The 17,519-nt window shown below is 46.9% G+C and carries 13 protein-coding genes; 9 read left to right on the top strand and 4 right to left on the bottom strand.

Translation table 11 applies throughout. The annotated features are described in order from the left end of the window. Window positions 1-180 precede the first annotated feature (180 nt). The 5 genes from AC5YBX_RS12380 to AC5YBX_RS12360 all read left to right on the top strand — a co-directional run bounded on the left by AC5YBX_RS12380 (window position 181) and on the right by AC5YBX_RS12360 (window position 8,566). Window positions 181-3,240 (top strand): EAL domain-containing protein, encoded by a 3,060-nt coding sequence (locus tag AC5YBX_RS12380; RefSeq protein WP_494521237.1) that lies wholly within the window; start codon window positions 181-183, stop codon window positions 3,238-3,240. 139 nt (window positions 3,241-3,379) lie between these two features. After that, complete coding sequence (locus AC5YBX_RS12375) at window positions 3,380-4,651, top strand: DEAD/DEAH box helicase (RefSeq protein ID WP_494521238.1); 1,272 nt, start codon at window positions 3,380-3,382, stop codon at window positions 4,649-4,651. Window positions 4,652-4,792: 141 nt separating this feature from the next. Further along, a complete protein-coding gene (locus AC5YBX_RS12370) occupies window positions 4,793-5,905 on the top strand; it encodes a CobW family GTP-binding protein (protein ID WP_494521239.1) in 1,113 nt (370 codons plus the stop codon). A gap of 130 nt (window positions 5,906-6,035) precedes the next feature. Then, window positions 6,036-7,376, top strand: a complete 1,341-nt coding sequence (locus AC5YBX_RS12365) for an MATE family efflux transporter (RefSeq protein WP_494521240.1) — start codon at window positions 6,036-6,038, stop codon at window positions 7,374-7,376. 125 nt (window positions 7,377-7,501) lie between these two features. Further along, a complete protein-coding gene (locus AC5YBX_RS12360) occupies window positions 7,502-8,566 on the top strand; it encodes a TonB family protein (protein WP_494521241.1) in 1,065 nt (354 codons plus the stop codon). Between the two features lie 223 nt (window positions 8,567-8,789). Here the strand turns inward: AC5YBX_RS12360 and nadK are convergent, their stop codons facing one another. Continuing rightward, a complete protein-coding gene (nadK, locus tag AC5YBX_RS12355; protein WP_494521242.1) occupies window positions 8,790-9,668 on the bottom strand; it encodes an NAD(+) kinase in 879 nt (292 codons plus the stop codon). 100 nt (window positions 9,669-9,768) lie between these two features. Between nadK and grpE the strand changes: the two genes are divergently transcribed. Beyond that, window positions 9,769-10,401: a nucleotide exchange factor GrpE gene (grpE, locus tag AC5YBX_RS12350; protein WP_494521243.1), complete on the top strand. Its 633-nt coding sequence runs from the start codon at window positions 9,769-9,771 to the stop codon at window positions 10,399-10,401. A gap of 101 nt (window positions 10,402-10,502) precedes the next feature. Here grpE and dxs read toward each other — a convergent pair whose 3' ends face one another. The 3 genes from dxs to xseB are packed head-to-tail and all read right to left on the bottom strand — an operon-like array spanning window position 10,503 to window position 13,515. Further along, entirely contained in the window at window positions 10,503-12,371 is a 1,869-nt protein-coding gene (gene dxs, locus AC5YBX_RS12345; protein WP_494521244.1) for a 1-deoxy-D-xylulose-5-phosphate synthase, read from the bottom strand. Window positions 12,372-12,393: 22 nt separating this feature from the next. Further along, complete coding sequence (gene ispA / locus AC5YBX_RS12340; protein ID WP_494521245.1) at window positions 12,394-13,275, bottom strand: (2E,6E)-farnesyl diphosphate synthase; 882 nt, start codon at window positions 13,273-13,275, stop codon at window positions 12,394-12,396. Continuing rightward, complete coding sequence (gene xseB, locus AC5YBX_RS12335; RefSeq protein ID WP_494521246.1) at window positions 13,276-13,515, bottom strand: exodeoxyribonuclease VII small subunit; 240 nt, start codon at window positions 13,513-13,515, stop codon at window positions 13,276-13,278. It abuts the gene before it with no gap. Between the two features lie 401 nt (window positions 13,516-13,916). On the opposite strand from xseB, the gene pomA reads away from it, so the two are divergent. The 3 genes from pomA (at window position 13,917) to thiI (ending at window position 17,245) form a co-directional block, all read left to right on the top strand. Next, a complete protein-coding gene (gene pomA, locus AC5YBX_RS12330) occupies window positions 13,917-14,684 on the top strand; it encodes a flagellar motor protein PomA (protein WP_494521247.1) in 768 nt (255 codons plus the stop codon). 4 nt (window positions 14,685-14,688) lie between these two features. Then, the gene (locus tag AC5YBX_RS12325; RefSeq protein WP_494521248.1) at window positions 14,689-15,624 is read left to right on the top strand and encodes a flagellar motor protein MotB; all 936 of its coding nucleotides are present in this window, start codon (window positions 14,689-14,691) and stop codon (window positions 15,622-15,624) included. Window positions 15,625-15,790: 166 nt separating this feature from the next. Beyond that, window positions 15,791-17,245 (top strand): tRNA uracil 4-sulfurtransferase ThiI, encoded by a 1,455-nt coding sequence (gene thiI / locus AC5YBX_RS12320; RefSeq protein WP_494523770.1) that lies wholly within the window; start codon window positions 15,791-15,793, stop codon window positions 17,243-17,245. Window positions 17,246-17,519 lie beyond the last annotated feature (274 nt).

Genomic DNA, 17,519 nt, shown 5'->3' with positions numbered 1-17,519 from the left:
GATAGTCGCTTTCGATGGATGATTGTCGCCATTGATTGCCATCACTGATAAGTGGTTTTCCATTGGTGGTATCGACCTAATAGAAGGGCGGCTTTCACTTCTGGTTAAGCGTATTTTTTATTCAACTCTGCTACACTCTGCAGTGTGTTATCTACTTGATAATAAGATGTTAGATTACTTATGTCCCTCGATACTTTATCTGTTTTTTTTCAAAATGCAGCACTACTGCTGGTATTAGTTGTTATTTATGACGCAGTGCCGCGTCAGCGTCATCACCACTATGCTTGGTTGTGGCGTGTGCTCGCGGGATTACTCATAGGTGTGGTGCTTGTGATCACTATGATCACCTCATGGGAATACCAAGTGGGTATTTTTGTCGACGCGCGCGCCATCATTTTAGGGATCTCCGGACTGTTTTTTGGTGGCGTACCCACCTTAGTTGCTACCCTCGTGGGGATTGTTTTTCGTGTATTGGAAGGCGGTCCAGCGATGCTTCCCGGCATTATGGTGATGGTTGCTACGGCCAGTTTGGGCTGTTTATGGCGTTATTATCGTAAAAATGATATCGCCGATATGACCTTTAAAGAGTTACTACTGTTTGGCTTTGTTTTACATCTGCTCACTTTATCCCTATTAGCGCTGCTACCCTTTGAGTTGTTTGTGGATATATTATCCTTGGCGGCGCTGCCAATGATGATGATCTTTCCCTTGGTAACGGCACTAATTGGCCAGCTATTGTCACGTCGGCTTGAAGTTGAGCGCGACGCTAAGATTAAGCTGCAAGATGATTTTATTTTTCGCTCGCAATTTGACATTGGCAATATGGGCATCGCCATCACCTCGGTGGATCAGCATTGGATAAAAGTGAATCCAAGGTTATGTAAGATGCTGAAATATTCCGAACAAGAATTGCTTCAGCGTACTTGGTCTGAATTAACGTATTTTGAAGATCTTCAGGCTGATGAAGATCAGTATAAGCGCCTATTAAATGGAGAGATTGATGTTTACGAGATGGATAAGCGTTATGTCGCCAAAGATGGCGAAATTGTTTATACCCATCTAGCGGTTGCGTGCCGACGAGTAAATCATCAAGTCGATATGGTGATTGCTGGCATTATCGACATTACGGCCAATAAACAAGCCGAATTGGCCGTCAGAACCAGTCAAGAAAGGTTAGCTCTCGTGTTAGAAAGCAGTGATTTAGGCCTATGGGACTGGGATATCAACCGCAATGAAACCAGGCGTAACCCATGGTGTGCTAAGGTGCTTGGTTGCGAGTTAGAGCGCCTCAATAATGACCCAAGGTTGTGGACTGATGCGATTCACCCGCAAGATAGACCCACGGTATTAAGTGCTATCGATAAACACCTTAAAGGTGAGACCCCCAAGTACAGTGCTCAGTATCGGCTAATCACCCTTACTGGCGAGGAGCGCTGGATTGTCGATACAGGTAAAACCGTGAGTCGTGATATTCACGGGCGGCCATTGCGGATGTGTGGTGTGCACAGCGATATTACTGAGCAGAGACAGATCCAAGAGTCATTAGAGCTCGCCGCCTCGGTCTACAATAACTCTAGCGAGGCGATGAGCGTGTTAGATCATCAAGGTCAAATCATCACGGTTAACGCCGCCTTCACCGCCATCACAGGTTATCAACAAGAAGAAGTAGAGCACCAAGGTATTGGCATATTAAAGTGCGAGCATGGTGATAAGTTGCAATATGCACAACTAAAGCAAGCTGTGAGCGATGTGGGGCGTTGGCAGGGTGAGTTGTGTATCAAAAATAAAGATGGCAATGAATATATGGTGTGGTTCACCATTAATACCATTTACGACCAACAGGGTGAGGTTTTTCGCCGTGTCGCCCTGTTTTCTGATATTACCGATAAAAAACAAGCCGAACAGATTATCTGGAAGCAGGCCAATTATGATCCTCTCACCGGCTTACCCAATCGACGTATGCTGCTCGAATATTTAAGCAGTGAGATGTTACGTATCGACCGTGACGAGAGCCATTTTGCGTTATTATTTTTGGATTTAGACTGTTTTAAAGAGGTGAACGATACCTTAGGCCACGACATGGGTGACTTGCTATTGCAAGAAACGGCCAAACGCTTAAAGGGCTGTATTCGTGAAGTCGATATGTGTGCCAGGCTGGGGGGCGATGAGTTTACCGTGGTGTTATCGGGCATTGATTTTCCCGGCGGAGTCGAGCGCGTTGCGCAATGTATTTTACAGCGCATTAGTGAGCCTTATAGCTTAGGTGATGAAACGGCTTACATCAGTGTCAGTATTGGGATAACTATGTATCCCGACGATGCGACCAGCGTTGAAGGGTTATTAAAGCATGCTGATCAGGCGATGTATGCCGCTAAAGAGCAAGGGCGAAATCGCTTTCATTATTTTACTCCCTCGATGCAAGAGTTTGCCCGTTATCGTATGGCGTTGATTAAAGATCTGCGTCACGCCATCATCCATGATGAGTTTGAGCTTTATTATCAACCGATCATCGATATGAACAGTGGCGATATTTATAAGGCGGAAGCCTTGATCCGCTGGAATCACTCGTCGCGGGGCATGGTGTCACCCAGTGAGTTTATTTCGGTTGCCGAAGAGACGGGCTTAATCAACGATATCGGTAATTGGGTGTTTGAGCAGGCGGCGCATCAGAGTGCGAAGTGGCGTAAGCAATTTGGCACCGAAATTCAGATAAGCATTAATAAATCGCCGGTGCAGTTTCGTGACGAAGGTGACACCTTTAGTGACTGGCTCGCCTTATTGCAGCGCCTCAAACTATCTAGCAATGCCATCTGCGTCGAAATAACCGAAGGGTTGTTATTGGATGCATCCATGGGGGTCACCGAAAAATTACTCGCCTATCGTGATGCTGGTATTCAAGTCTCGCTAGATGATTTTGGTACGGGTTATTCGTCGTTAGCCTACCTGAAAAAATTTGATATCGATTACCTCAAAATTGATCAATCTTTCACCCGTAATTTAGAAAGTGATACCGATGGCGTGGCCTTGTGTGAAGCCATTATCGTGATGGCGCACAAACTGGGGATTAACGTGATTGCCGAAGGTGTAGAAACCGAGTTTCAACGTGACTTTTTAGCCAAGGCTGGCTGTGATTATGCCCAAGGTTATCTGTTTGCTCGGCCGCTGCCACAAGCGGAGTTTGAGCAAACTTACTTAAATCAACACTCAAGCTCGTCAAGCCGAATGGGCCGTGATTGTTAAATGAGTTGCTAAGTGATAAACGCTCAATATTAACGACTGATAACGGGCCAATCATGCTGAATTGTTATCCTTATGGCGTGGATTTTGATAGACTCCGCGCTCAGTTTTGACCCAATAGCCATTGACCATCGAGCCCATTATGAATTTTGATTCACTCCCTTTGCATCCTCTGCTTATCCAAGCGACAGCGCTATGCGGTTATCAGCAATTAACCCAAGTGCAGGCCAAGGTGATTCCGATTGCATTGCAAGGCCGAGATGTGATGGCCTGCGCCGAAACGGGCACGGGTAAAACAGCGGCCTTCAGCCTGCCTTTCCTACATAAGCTGCTTGAGAGCGACAGGCCATTAGGCCAGCTCAGTGTGCTGGTGCTAACACCAACCCGTGAATTAGCGATACAAGTGGGCGAGAGTATTGCCAAGTACAGTCAGTTGACGCCATTAACGTCACTGGCGGTTTACGGTGGCGCTAATATTAACCCTCAGCGTAAGGCACTGGCAAAGGGCGTCGATATTTTAATTGCCACTCCAGGGCGTTTATTTGACCTTATCGGCCAGCATGGCTTGGATCTGTCGTCGGTCGAGCAGCTGGTTATCGATGAAGCCGACCGTATGTTGGATTTAGGCTTTGTTAAAGACATTGAGCGAGTCAAAAACCTTATCGCCCCGCGCCATTCGACTCAGCTGTTTTCGGCGACCTTTAGCAAGGCGATTAAGGTGCTAGCCACTAAGATGCTAGATGATCCCGAGTGGATTAATGTGACGCAAAATACCACCGCAGCCAATATAAAGCAGGAGGTGTATCCGGTCGATAAGCGCCGTAAAGCCGAGCTATTGGCTGAGCTGATCGGGCGTAATAATTGGCAACAGGTATTGGTCTTTGTTAGCAGTAAAGAGAGTGCAGAGTCGCTGCACAAAGAGCTAAAACTAGACGGTATAAAAAATGCCGTATTCCATGGTGACAAGACCCAAGGCGCGCGCAATCGGGCGCTGGAGCAGTTTAAATCGGGTGAACTCAGAGTGATGGTAGCGACCGATGTTGCCGCCAGAGGACTGGATATCGCGGCGTTACCACTGGTGATTAACCTTGAATTGCCGCTGGATGCTGAAGATTATGTGCATCGTATTGGCCGCACCGGCCGCGCGGGGTTAGCCGGCCATGCCATCTCATTTGTGGCATTGAATGATGAAAAAATGCTGCAAGAAATTGAAGCCTTAATTGGACAAACCTTGCCAAGACACATAGTGCCTGGATATGAGATAGGGGCGCCATTACCTGCCCGTTACCGTGAGTTGCAACTGGAAACGACCAGCCCATCACATAAACCCAAGCGAGCGAAGCGCCCTTCAGCACGAGACAGTCAGCATCATAGTTATGCTAGCCGACGGGCGAATAAGTCGCGCAAGGTGTAATGAACTTGGGGCTATCGTTACTGAGTCATAATGGGGCTAAAGCGATATCATTAGAGTCAACTGGCACAGATAAGCGTTATCTAGCGTAAAGGTTAGCCAAGCTGATGAGCCGGACCGTAATGTAACTATAGCGAGAACAAGATGCGCAAACCGATCATAACTCAGCCTGTCGCAACCAATGTGATCACCGGTTTTTTAGGCGTGGGTAAGACTACGCTCATTCAATATTTATTAGCGAATAAGCCCGCTAATCAAGTATGGGCTGTGTTAATTAATGAGTTCGGTGAGATCGGTATTGATGCCAGTTTTATCGGTAAACAATCGGGTAAGGTGCAAATAAAAGAGGTCGCCGGCGGCTGTATTTGCTGCGCCGCAGGCGTGCCCACTCAGGTGGCGGTTAATCAGTTGCTTGCACAAGCTAAGCCCGACCGATTATTGATTGAGCCCACAGGATTAGGGCACCCTAAAGCAATTATAGACACCCTAAGTCAGCCGCATTTTCGACAGGTTATCGCCTTAAAAAGCACTATCTGCTTAGTGGATGCACGCAAGGTGAGCGATAACCGCTATCGAAAAAGCGATATTTTTAAGCAGCAGTTAGCCATTGCCGATCAGATCTTTGTCACCAAAGGTGATTTAGCGGCAGAGGATGATTTGGCACAGTTGCACACCTTTCTCGCCCAGCACTCTATTAGCGCGCCAGTGCAATCAATCAATTTAACCCGCGAGCAAGAGAGCCAAACTCCGGCGTTATTTAATCGGTTAGCGGAGCAGGTGTTAGATAGTGCTCAGCGCCTTCCTAACGCGCAGGTCAGTTCATCAGTCCGCAGTGGCCCATCTCTTGGCTCTAATTCGTCCCTCTTTTCAGCTTCAATACCGCTAAGCCCTTTATTCGAGTCGTCCACCATGGAGCCACAAACATCGCCGTTGGCGGAGTTTGATCAGCTTGGCATCTATCGCAATGATAATCAGCATGAGGGGATATACAGTGCTGGCTGGGTATTTGATTGCCATTATGAATTTGATTTTGAAGCCATTGTCGCCTGGGTAAAGCATCAGGACTACCTGCGTTTAAAAGCCTTGTTAATTTGCGATGAAGGTATTGCCGCCCTTAATTACGTCGATAAGCAGCTGCAGGTTGTTGAGCTTGATGATGCGTTGGATTCTCGTATTGAGTTGATTTCTCGCCAACCAATCACTATATCCACAACCGAGCAGCAACTGCTGTCGCTTGCCAAGCGCTACGCCGTTTAACGACGTAGCGCCTATGATTATCAATCATAGTAGCCAATCCTTGTCGGCAAGGTAGCGGCTAGGTCCGCGTTACAGTGAATGGTTAACAGGATTTCTTTGTCTTTTTTACTGAGCAGATAGATAACTGACTATGCAAGACGTACCACATGATCAATCGTTAGCAACAGACCCAATCCCAACATTAGTATGGCGTTATACCATTCCCACGATCTTATCTATGTTAGTGACTGGGGTGTATATGGTGATAGACGGCATGTTTATTGGCCATTATCTGGGCGAAGTCGGCTTGGCCGGAATGATGCTGGCGTACCCGGTTGGGGCCATTTTGTATGCGGTCGGTGCGCTGTTGGGGATGGGCGGCGCCTCATTGGTGTCTATCAATTTGGGGCGCAATGATCCGGCGCGAGCGCGAAAAATACTCGGTAACACCTTTACCCTCTGTTTAATTACCGGCGTTTTATTTGCGCTGGTGGGCACATTTTTTAGTCGCGATATCTTAATTTGGTTGGGCGCCGAGGGAGAAGTGCTACGCAGCGCCGATGAATACCTGTTTTGGTATTTTGCCTTAGGTGTGTTTCCTATTTTGGCCATCGCGTTTGCAGCGCTGTTAAGAAACGATGGTCGCCCAGGTTTTGTAACTTGGATATTGATCATCAGCGGTTGCCTTAATGCGCTACTCGATTGGCTGTTTATTGTGGTGTTTCCTTTCGGGCTAGCAGGTGCCGCCATTGCCACTATGATCTGTCAAGCAGTGACAGGCTTGGCTTGTTTACAACATTTTTTTACGGCAAAAACGCGCCTCGGTATCAATATCGAGCAGATGAAGCTGACCCTAGATCACTGCCTCAACATTGTAAAAGTGGGTTTTCCCAGCTTTTTAATGAACCTGTATCTCTCTATTGTGTTAACGCTACATAATATGGCGTTTTTATGGGTGGGTGGGCCAATACATGTTGCCGCTTACGGTGTGGTCAGCTACACCGAGGCATTGTTTTATTTGATTTTTGAGGGAATAGCGCTCGGCACGCAACCCATTTTCAGTTTTAATGCGGGAGCCAACCGGTTCGACAGGGTGTTCCAGACGTTTAAAATTGCTACTTTGATGACCTTAATCACAGCGGCCATCGGTTTATTGTTTATCTATCTGCTGCCGAAATATTTGGTGTATATTTTTGCCGGCGATAATGCCGAGTTAACGCCTGTGGCTATCGAAGGGATGCGCCTCTATTTTTGGGGACTGCCTTTTGAAGGCGTTATTCTTACTGGCGCGGCATTTTTCCAGGCGATCAATCGCCCTAAAGACGCGGCCATGCTAACGGGCAGTAAGTTAATTTTAATTGCCGCTATTATTTATCTGTTTGCTTGGGCGTTTGGGGTGACAGGCGTGTGGATCTCTTTGGCGTGTTGCAGCGCCTTACTGACCTTATGGATGGTCAGGCGATTAAGCTTACTTTACAAGAGTTTGCAATAACTGGGTAGACTGTTAGGATAGCTGTTAACCAGTGAAATGCTTGTTTAACATGAGTCGAGTTTACCTAATATAAAGCAGGGAAAAGCTGCGTTAGTTTAGTTTCACAAATAAGGATATTTGTTTATATGGTTTTAAAATTACCGCTTTTGGCGCTAAATGCAGTACTGTTAATCAATTCTGCATCGCTTAGCGCCTCTCCTTTTAGCGACAGTTATGCCGCTTATCAACATGCCGTTAAAGTTAAAGATAGCCAAGCTGCTGAGCAGTATGCAGAGCAAACCTATCTGCTCGGTCAGGGGTATTTTGAACCTGGCGCTATCGACATTGCTCACCTGCAATTGAACTGGGCAACATCCCTGCAGGCCAAAGGCGATCTTGAGGCCGCGCAGCAACAGTTTTTGCAGGTTTTAGCACGCTATCGCGGCCATTTTGGGGCTGAAGCCATCGAGCTTATCGACCCACTACTGGGCGCTGCGCAAACCATGTCGGCGTCTAAAGAGCAAAAGTCGCTGTTTAAAGAAGCTATCTCCATTGCACAGACAAGCGATAACCTGTTACTTACCGCCGAGGTCAAGTTATTGGCTTTTAAGGCGTTGGTGTCGACGGAATATTACGGTCGTGATATTCGCAGTGATGTATTAGATGCCTATGAGATCTATCAGCAGCTGCCTAATAATGATATCCGCCGGATAACGGCAACTTATTACGTTGGCGTAATAAAGGCGAGTGAAAAGCGCTACAGTGATGCAATTCCCCATCTAGAAGAGGTGGTCAAGCAGTTTGCTGTGCTCGATTTTAGTCATCCCTATAAGCTGTCAGCCCATGCACGTTTAGTCGAGCTATATGAGCATGAGGGCGAGAGCGAGCAGGCCACAGCCCACTGTATTGCGATTGGCAGTATGACGCCTTGGGATGAACAACAAGAACAAACACCGCTGTTTCGTTCGTCGCCTAACTATCCTATGTCCTATATCCGTGCTGGACGCGAAGGATGGTCGGAGATTGAATTTACTGTCGATGAACAAGGGTTTGTGCAAGATCCTGTGACCCTAGCCTCTGAAGGGGGGCCTTTATTTATAAAAGAGTCGCTAAAGGCGATAAAGCAGTGGCGCTATGCGCCTAAGTTTGTCGATGGTAAGCCCGTTGCGGCGCAGACCAGAGTGCGATTACTGTTTGAGGTACAAGGTTAACAGCTAGTCTGCCTTTTTGGCGATTAAGCCATCGAATGGTAAGTTATTAATTAATAAGCCCTCTTGTAATGCGAGGGCTTATTTTTGAGTGTCACAAAATTTGAACCGATGGCATGTGACCTATTTGAGTTATATAAAAATAGGTAAATTGCCTGTTGTCATTCGCTTGGGTGATTCTGGGGTAAGTGGCGTTATTACCCGTAGCTATAAGTGTGGTCATTAGTTAAAACAATTTACTGCCCCAACCGAGTTTACTTCTTAGTACGTTAAAGTAGTTATATCCCGTAGGATGGATTAAATGTAAGCGCTCTTTGCTGCGGCGGATAATAATTTCATCGCCTGGCAGTACCGCTAAAGTGACATGACCATCACAGCTGACCTCTAAGGCATCATCATTATCGGGTGACACCACTAGTTTAATGGTGCTACAGGCATCGACCACTATCGGCCGGCAAGACAAAGTGTGTGGAAACATCGGCACTAAAATGAGCGCCTCAAGGTTGGGGGTTAAAATGGCTCCCCCGGCAGAAAGTGAATAGGCTGTAGAGCCCGTTGGGGTGGAAACAATCATGCCATCGGCGCGCTGACTATACATAAAGTTGCCGTCAATATAGACTTCAAACTCAATCATATGCGCAATTTTACCTGGATGGAGCACCGTTTCATTAACAGCGGTATTACTGGCTTTTACGCTGCCATGACGATGGACTTCCGATTCGAGTAAGAAGCGGTATTCAGTTTCGTAATTGCCTTCGAGCACTTTAGTTAATGCGGGTTCAAATCCTTCGGGAGGCAGATCGGTTAAGAAGCCCAAATTACCGCGGTTGACGCCGATAACGCCAATATCAAAACGGGCTAGTACGCGCGCCGCACCTAACATATTACCATCACCGCCGACGACGATAGCCAAATCGCAGTATTCACCTATTTGCAGTAAATCGACCGATTTGACATGGGGGCCAATTTCAGCGGAAACTCGCTCTTCAACATAAACATCATAGCCTTGTTGGGTTAACCAATGATGCAGTTGTTTTAGAGTATTATGTGTCCCAAGGTGATGGGGTTTGCCAATTAAGCCGATTGTGTGGAACGCTTTACTCATATTTGTCTTTGATCCATGCCTTAGGGCTTGAAACCTCAAATTTGATCCCCATAATATGCCCAGAGCATGCAGAAACAAAGCATTTTTAGCTGGAGTAACAATGAGCAACGAATCAAATAAAGCACAAGAGCCACAGATTGATCAAAATATCGCGCCAGAAGTCGACACCGAAGTGGTTGAAGATGCGGCCAATTTGATGGATGAGCTAACCCAAGCTAATTTTCGTATAGAAGAGCTTGAACAGGCACTCGCCGCTGCGGAAGCGAAAGTCGAGGAGCAGAAAGATTCTGTGATCCGCGCCGCTGCAGAAGTGGATAATGTCCGTCGTCGTGCTGCCATGGATGTGGAAAAGGCCCACAAGTTCGCCCTCGAAAAGTTTGCCAATGAACTTTTACCTGTTATTGATAACATGGAGCGAGCGCTTCAAGGAACCAATGTAGAAGATGAGACCACCAAGGCGATTTATGAAGGGGTTGAGCTGACGCTTAAGAGCTTTACTACAGCGGTTGAAAAGTTTGGTCTATCACCATTGAACCCACAAGGTGAAGCCTTTAACCCTGATCATCATCAAGCTATTGGCATGCAGCCAAGTGATGAGTTTCCGGCAAATACCGTTATGATGGTCATGCAAAAAGGTTACATCCTTAACGACCGCCTGCTGCGCCCTGCTATGGTAATGGTGTCGCAAGGTGGCGATTCGGCCGATACTGGCTCAATCGATACCCAAGCCTAATAGGTATTCGATGTCGTTAGTATAAAAAGACGTTATTATAAAAATAGGCCTCAAGTTGAGGCCTATTTTTTTGTCACTATTTGACTAGATATACTGACTGATCACGCACCGATATAGGCGTTGATTTGATGTAAAATCCCTTCGCCATCGAGTTTCAACTCTGCCAAAATCTCCGCCGACTCACCGTGTTTAATAAACTCATCGGGCAAACCGATATTAAGCACTGGCATGGGCAATTTCAGTTGTTGCAGTAGTTCCAATACGCCAGAACCTGCGCCGCCCATAATGGCATTTTCTTCCACTGTCACTAACAGGTCGTGGCTGGTGGCTAATTGCTTAACCAGTTCAGCATCTAATGGCTTAACAAAACGCATGTCAGCCAGTGTGGCATCTAAGGCCTGGGCCGCATAATCTGCCGCAGCCAAGGTGGTGCCGAAGTTAAGGATGGCAATTTTTTGGCCTTGACGCTTAATCAACCCCTTACCAATTTCCATAGCCGTCATGGTGTCAACTTGTGGTTCGCCAGTGGCACTTCCTCTAGGGTAACGGATGGCCGTTGGGCCATCGTTATAACAGTAGCCTGTATAGAGCATTTGCCGGCATTCATTTTCGTCAGATGGCGCCATGATCACCATATTAGGAACCGTGCGCATAAAGCTTAAGTCAAATGCGCCCTGATGGGTCGGGCCATCTGCGCCAACAATACCGCCGCGGTCGATAGCAAAGATCACCGGTAACTTTTGCAGCGCCACGTCATGAATTAATTGATCATACCCGCGTTGCAAGAAGGTCGAATAGATGGCCACAACGGGCTTATACCCTTCACAAGCAAAGCCTGCGGCTAATGTCACTGCGTGTTGCTCAGCAATCGCGGCATCGAAATATTGCCCCGGGAAACGCTGAGAAAACTCAACCATGCCTGAACCTTCGCGCATGGCGGGGGTGATCCCCAAGACTTTGTCATCCTTTGCTGCCATATCACACAGCCAGCGGCCAAATATTTGAGAAAAGCTAGGATTTGAAGGTTTTGCGGCCGGCTTGGCAAAGGTTGACGGATCAAACTTAGGCACTGCATGCCAGCCTATGGGATCTTTTTCTGCCGGTTCATAACCACGACCTTTCTTGGTCATGATATGTAAAATCTGCGGTCCCGATAGGTTACGCATGTTTCGCATGGTTTCGACTAAGGCATCGACATCGTGACCGTCGATAGGGCCAATATAGTTAAAGCCCAGCTCTTCAAACATGGTACCAGGTACGACCATACCTTTAAGGTGCTCTTCGGTGCGCTTAGCCATCTCTTTGATAACAGGCATCCCTTTGAGCACTTTTTTACTGCTTTCACGGATGGTGGTATATAAGCGGCCAGACATCAGTTGGGCTAGATGATTATTGAGTGCGCCGACGTTTTCTGAAATCGACATCTCGTTATCATTAAGCACGACTAACATGTCGTTATGCAGGTCTCCAGCGTGGTTCATCGCCTCAAACACCATGCCGCCAGTCATCGCGCCATCGCCAATCACAGCGACCACTTTTCGCCCTGCTTGCTCTTTCTCTGCAGCCACGGCCATGGCCAGAGCTGCACTGATAGAGGTACCTGAGTGACCCACACTAAAGGTGTCATATTCACTTTCTTCACGCCAAGGGAAGGGGTGTATGCCGCCCTTTTGACGTATGGTATGCATCTTATCGCGGCGCCCGGTTAAAATTTTATGTGGATAGGCTTGATGCCCCACATCCCAAACGAGTCTATCGAATGGCGTGTTATAGACATAGTGCAAGGCAACGGTGAGTTCGACTGTGCCGAGCCCTGAGGCAAAGTGGCCACTCGAAATGCCTACCGATTGCAGCAAAAAACTTCTGAGTTCATCAGCAAGTTTTGGGAGCACGCCCTGTGGCAACTGTCTCAGCTCATCAGGGGTGTTGGCCTGTGCTAACACAGGGTATTTCGTTATATCCAAACTCATAGCGAGATTCTTTGGCTCTTTATTATACTCTTCGCTCAATGATAAAACGGGCGAATTCGGCAATTAACTGGCTATTGTATGGTAATTTAGCCAGCGCTGATAGGGCATCATCGATCAAACTTTTAGCGGTTGCTTGTGCACCAGGCAAGCCCAGCAATTTAGGGTAGGTGCTCTTATTGGACTCGCAGTCAGACCCTTGTGGCTTTCCAAGCTCTTCGGTGCTGGCGATAATATCGAGCACATCGTCTTGAACTTGAAAGGCTAAACCCACTGCGTCGGCAAATTCTAACAGTAGATCGCGCTCGTTATCTGTGATGGCTGCGGCAATGATAGGTAATTCCACTGCGCAGCGAATTAGGGCGCCAGTTTTAAGGCGATGTAAGCGTTTTAATGTGGTTAAGTCTATCTGTTTATCGGTGGCATTAAGATCCATCGATTGACCGCCACACATCCCATGATAGCCAGAAGCCTTGGCTAGCGAGCGTACCATGGCCAACTGTTGGCTTGGTTGTAAATCTGGCTGCTCTTGGCTAATAATTTCAAAAGCTAGGGTCTGCAAAGCATCACCGGCTAAAATCGCGGTGGCTTCATCGAAGGCGATATGCACTGTGGGTTGACCGCGGCGCAAGGCGTCGTCGTCCATGGCGGGTAAATCGTCGTGAATAAGTGAGTAGGCATGGATGCATTCGATGGCGGCGGCGCAGGCGTCGAGTTGCTTCAAGGGGACATTAAGCATGTCGCCTACAGCGTACACTAGGAAGGGCCGAATACGTTTGCCCCCCAGTAATGCGCCATGCGCCATCGCGGCTTTGAGTTTCGGCTCGGTATCATCTTGAGCATGGATAAAGTGGCGCAGCTGGTCATCGACTCGCTGCTGATATTGGGTTATCGCATCGGCTAGCAATTATTCGCCCTCGGCAATATAGGGATGCAAACTGGGTTGGTCGTGCTCTTGGGTTAGAATAGTCACTTTTTGTTGTGCCTGCTCTAACTTTGCTTGGCTGTTTCTGACTAGGTTGATACCGCGCTCAAATTGTTTTAATGCGTCATCGAGCGATACATCACCTTGCTCTAAGTCGCCGACAATCCGTTCTAACTCGGATAAGGATTCTTCAAAAGTGAGGTTTTCAGGTTTTTTAGCCACAGTGATTTTCCCAAGAAATTAGCGACAGACAAAGTATCTCAGTCAACCTTAAGGGTCAAATTACGCTGCCGTATATTTGTGCAACAGCACGCTTTAAAGAGGTTTTTTTATAAAAAATTGAATTTATAACTAAACTTGCGTGTAAGCTGTCCGATAATGGTAATAGATTAAGACTCAATTTTGTCGACGATTATACCCTAAAGTGCGCGAAGCCGTTAAGGTGGTCTGTGGCCGATAATGGCTTTATCTGGCAAACATAGACCGTATAATTATTTGTGTTAGGGATATATGGGGTGACCATCAACAGGCCCCATTTTTTGCGTTTATCGAGCTGATTAACTTGGTCGCGTTGCTTGAGCGAGCAAGTTAGAGACAGCCTATTTTATAGATAAGGAAGAGTTGTGGATTTAGCGACACTGATAGGCCTAATTGGTGCGTTTGCTTTTATTATCGGTGCCATGTTCACCAGTGGTGGCATAGCAATTTATATTGATGTGCCCTCGGTACTGATTGTGATGATAGGCTCGCTGTTTGTGGTCATGATGAAGTACAACTTAAAGCAGTTTTTAGGTGCAGTAAAAATTGCCGCCAAAGCCTTTATCTTTAAAATCGATAAACCCGATGAGTTGATTGAACAGTCGGTTACTATGGCAGATGCGGCGCGTAAGGGCGGTTTTTTAGCGCTAGAAGAGGCTGAAATCAGTAATAGTTTTATGCAAAAAGCGGTCGACATGTTGGTCGATGGTCACGATGGTGAGGTGGTGCGTGAAGCACTGGAAAAAGATATTTCGCTCACAGAGGACCGCCATAAAACCGGCATTGGTATTTTTCAATCCTTAGGTGATGTTGCCCCTGCTATGGGGATGATCGGTACCTTAATCGGCTTGGTGGCCATGTTGTCTAACATGGATGACCCTAAGTCTATCGGGCCTGCGATGGCCGTCGCCTTGCTGACCACCTTATATGGCGCCATCATTGCCAATATGATCGCTATTCCGATTGCCGATAAATTGACCCTGCGTATGAGTGAAGAGATGCTCAATCGTAACTTGATCATGGACGCGGTATTGGCTATCCAAGATGGTCAAAACCCGAGGGTGATAGAAGGTTTCTTGAAAAACTATTTATCAGAGAAGCAGCGCACAATCGATACCACGGACGGGGAATAGCCGTATGGCTAAGAAAGTCAAATGCGATTGTCCGCCTGCGGGGGCACCTAAGTGGTTGGCGACCTTTGCAGACTTGATGTCGCTGTTGATGTGCTTTTTCGTGCTGCTGCTGGCGTTTTCCGAAATGGATGTCATGAAGTTTAAGCAGATCGCCGGCTCAATGAAATACGCCTTCGGGGTGCAAAATAAGGTTGAAGTTAAAGATATCCCTAAGGGCACGTCTGTTATTGCGCTAGAGTTTCGTCCTGGCAAACCCGAGCCCACACCTATTGAAATCATTAATCAGCAAACCAATGAGATGACAGAGCAGACGATTGAAGTGCAGGCGGGTGAAGATGACAGCGCTGGTGGCATACAGCAGCAACAAGGGGCTCAGCGCGGTGGCGATGCTTCGTCGACGGCACAAGAGCAGGCGGAAGCCGAAGCTCAGTCGCAGCAACAAGCCTCTTCACAAGATCAGATTAACGACCAAGTAAAGAAAATGGCTCAAGCCCTCAATAAAGAGATTGTTGATGGGGCGATTGAAATTGAGTCTCTAGGGCAGCAGATCATCATCCGCATTCGTGAAAAAGGCGCCTTTGCATCTGGCTCTGGTTTCTTACAGCCGAGATTTAAACCAGTAGTGCGCCGTGTTGGCGAACTACTCAAAGATGTGCCGGGTGTGGTGACGGTATCGGGGCATACCGATGATATAAAAATCAATAATGAACTCTATAGTTCTAACTGGGATCTCTCCAGTAAGCGTGCGGTGGCTGTCGCCCATGAGTTAATTAAAGTGGACGGCTTTAAACCACAACGGATGAAAGTGGTCGGTATGGCCAGCTCAGAGCCTCTGGTGGCTAACGACTCTGCCGAACATCGTACACGCAATCGACGTGTCGAAATTGCCATTGAGCAAGGCAAGGCAAAGGAAACCGATGAGATCAAGGTCGGGCCATAACCGCTGACTTATATCATAATTGTTCATAACGGGTCACTATTTGGGGCCCGTTTGCTGTGTGCCCGTTTAAAATTATGATCTTTTAGCGCTGCACAATAGGCATTTGTGCAGTGAGCTTGATATAATGGCTAAATTGCTGTCTAAATTTATCCCCCTCGGAACTTCCATGAAATTTATCGTAAAACTGTTTCCTGAAATCATGATGAAAAGCAAACCGGTAAGAATGCGTTTTACCAAGATGCTTGAAACTAATATTCGTAATGTGCTGCGCAAGGTCGATGAGGACGCAAAAGTCCAGCGCCAGTGGGATAAAATCATGGTTATGGTACCCGCAGATAAGCCTGAAATGGTGGCTGTATATGCCGAGCGCTTAGCCTGTATTCCTGGGATCGCCCATGTGCTGCAAGTTAAAGAGAGTACCTTTGAGTCGGTTGACGATATCTATCAGCAGACGTTAGCCCTATATAAAGATCAACTTGCGGGAAAAACCTTTTGTGTAAGGGTCAAGCGCAGTGGTAAGCATGAGTTTAACTCGATTGAAGTTGAACGCTACGTGGGCGGTGGTTTAAATCAGTTTACCGACGCTACTGGCGTTAGGCTGAAAAACCCCGATATGACGGTTAATTTAGAGATCGATAGAGAGCACCTTTATCTGGTTGAAAAACGTATCGACGGACTCGGCGGTTTCCCTATGGCTACCCAAGAAGATGTACTTTCTTTGCTGTCTGGTGGGTTTGACTCGGGTGTGTCGAGTTACCAGTTTATTAAGCGTGGCTCGCGAACCCATTATTGCTTCTTTAATCTTGGCGGCGATCAACATGAGATCGGTGTAAAGCAGGTTGCTTACCACTTATGGCAAAAATACGGCGAATCTCATAAGGTTAAATTCGTTTCAGTCCCGTTTGATCCTGTCGTGACCGAGATTTTAGAAAAAATAGATAATGGTCAGATGGGTGTTATCCTTAAGCGGATGATGATGCGCGCTGCGACTCGGGTTGCCGAAAAAATGGGTATTCAAGCATTAGTGACTGGTGAGGCTATGGGGCAGGTATCGAGCCAGACTTTGACTAACCTCAATGTGATAGATCGCTGCACCGATATGTTGATTTTACGCCCACTTATTGTGATGGATAAGCAAGATATTATTAATCTGAGTCGTCAAATTGGCACCGAAGATTTCGCCAAGTCGATACCCGAATACTGCGGTGTTATTTCACAAAAACCTACGGTAAAAGCGGTATTATCAAAAATCGAGGCCGAAGAAGCTAAGTTTTCTGACGATCTGTTAGATAGGGTGATTGCCGATGCCGAAATTATTGATATTAGGGAGATAGCAACCAGCATGGATACTAAGATCACGGCAACTGAAACCGTTGACTCAATTGGTGGTGGCGAAGTTGTCATCGACATTCGTGCTCCAGAAGAGCAAGAGCAGAGCCCATTAACGATTGACGAGGTCGAGATTAAAACCATTCCATTCTTTAAGTTGGCCACTCAGTTTGCCGCTCTCGATAAAGATAAAACCTATCTATTGTATTGCGATAGAGGGGTAATGAGTAAGTTGCAGGCGTTGTATCTGCAAGAGCAAGGCTATAATAACGTGAAGGTCTATCGCCCGTAATTGTTATTTAGCTTTTAAAAGCCGCCTAACAGGCGGCTTTTTGTTATCTGATGTTTACACGATAGTCAGTACATTATGTGGTTAACATACCATGGCGACTCACAAGGGTTTAGCGCCTGAATCTAATGCAGCCTGCAGGTTAGTGTATCTGCGAAGGTTTAGTTTATATGACTTGATTGAGTCCAGCTAGCTGACTTAAACGATGAGACAAAGCGACTTGATAAAGTTAAGAGATTGGCTTCATAGGTAAAAGTCACAATGGGAGGCACAGTCA

This window comes from Shewanella sp. 492 (genome assembly GCF_059338445.1).
This window is presented reverse-complemented; position numbering and strand designations above follow the sequence as displayed.

Excerpts from the sequence above, each read along its gene's own strand:
- AC5YBX_RS12365 (WP_494521240.1), top strand. The coding sequence starts at position 6,036 with ATGCAAGACGTACCACATGATCAATCGTTAGCAACAGACCCAATCCCA.
- thiI (WP_494523770.1), top strand. The coding sequence starts at position 15,791 with ATGAAATTTATCGTAAAACTGTTTCCTGAAATCATGATGAAAAGCAAA.
- AC5YBX_RS12375 (WP_494521238.1), top strand. The coding sequence starts at position 3,380 with ATGAATTTTGATTCACTCCCTTTGCATCCTCTGCTTATCCAAGCGACA.
- dxs (WP_494521244.1), bottom strand. The coding sequence starts at position 12,371 with ATGAGTTTGGATATAACGAAATACCCTGTGTTAGCACAGGCCAACACC.
- AC5YBX_RS12360 (WP_494521241.1), top strand. The coding sequence starts at position 7,502 with ATGGTTTTAAAATTACCGCTTTTGGCGCTAAATGCAGTACTGTTAATC.
- AC5YBX_RS12370 (WP_494521239.1), top strand. The coding sequence starts at position 4,793 with ATGCGCAAACCGATCATAACTCAGCCTGTCGCAACCAATGTGATCACC.
- nadK (WP_494521242.1), bottom strand. The coding sequence starts at position 9,668 with ATGAGTAAAGCGTTCCACACAATCGGCTTAATTGGCAAACCCCATCAC.
- AC5YBX_RS12325 (WP_494521248.1), top strand. The coding sequence starts at position 14,689 with ATGGCTAAGAAAGTCAAATGCGATTGTCCGCCTGCGGGGGCACCTAAG.
- AC5YBX_RS12380 (WP_494521237.1), top strand. The coding sequence starts at position 181 with ATGTCCCTCGATACTTTATCTGTTTTTTTTCAAAATGCAGCACTACTG.
- grpE (WP_494521243.1), top strand. The coding sequence starts at position 9,769 with ATGAGCAACGAATCAAATAAAGCACAAGAGCCACAGATTGATCAAAAT.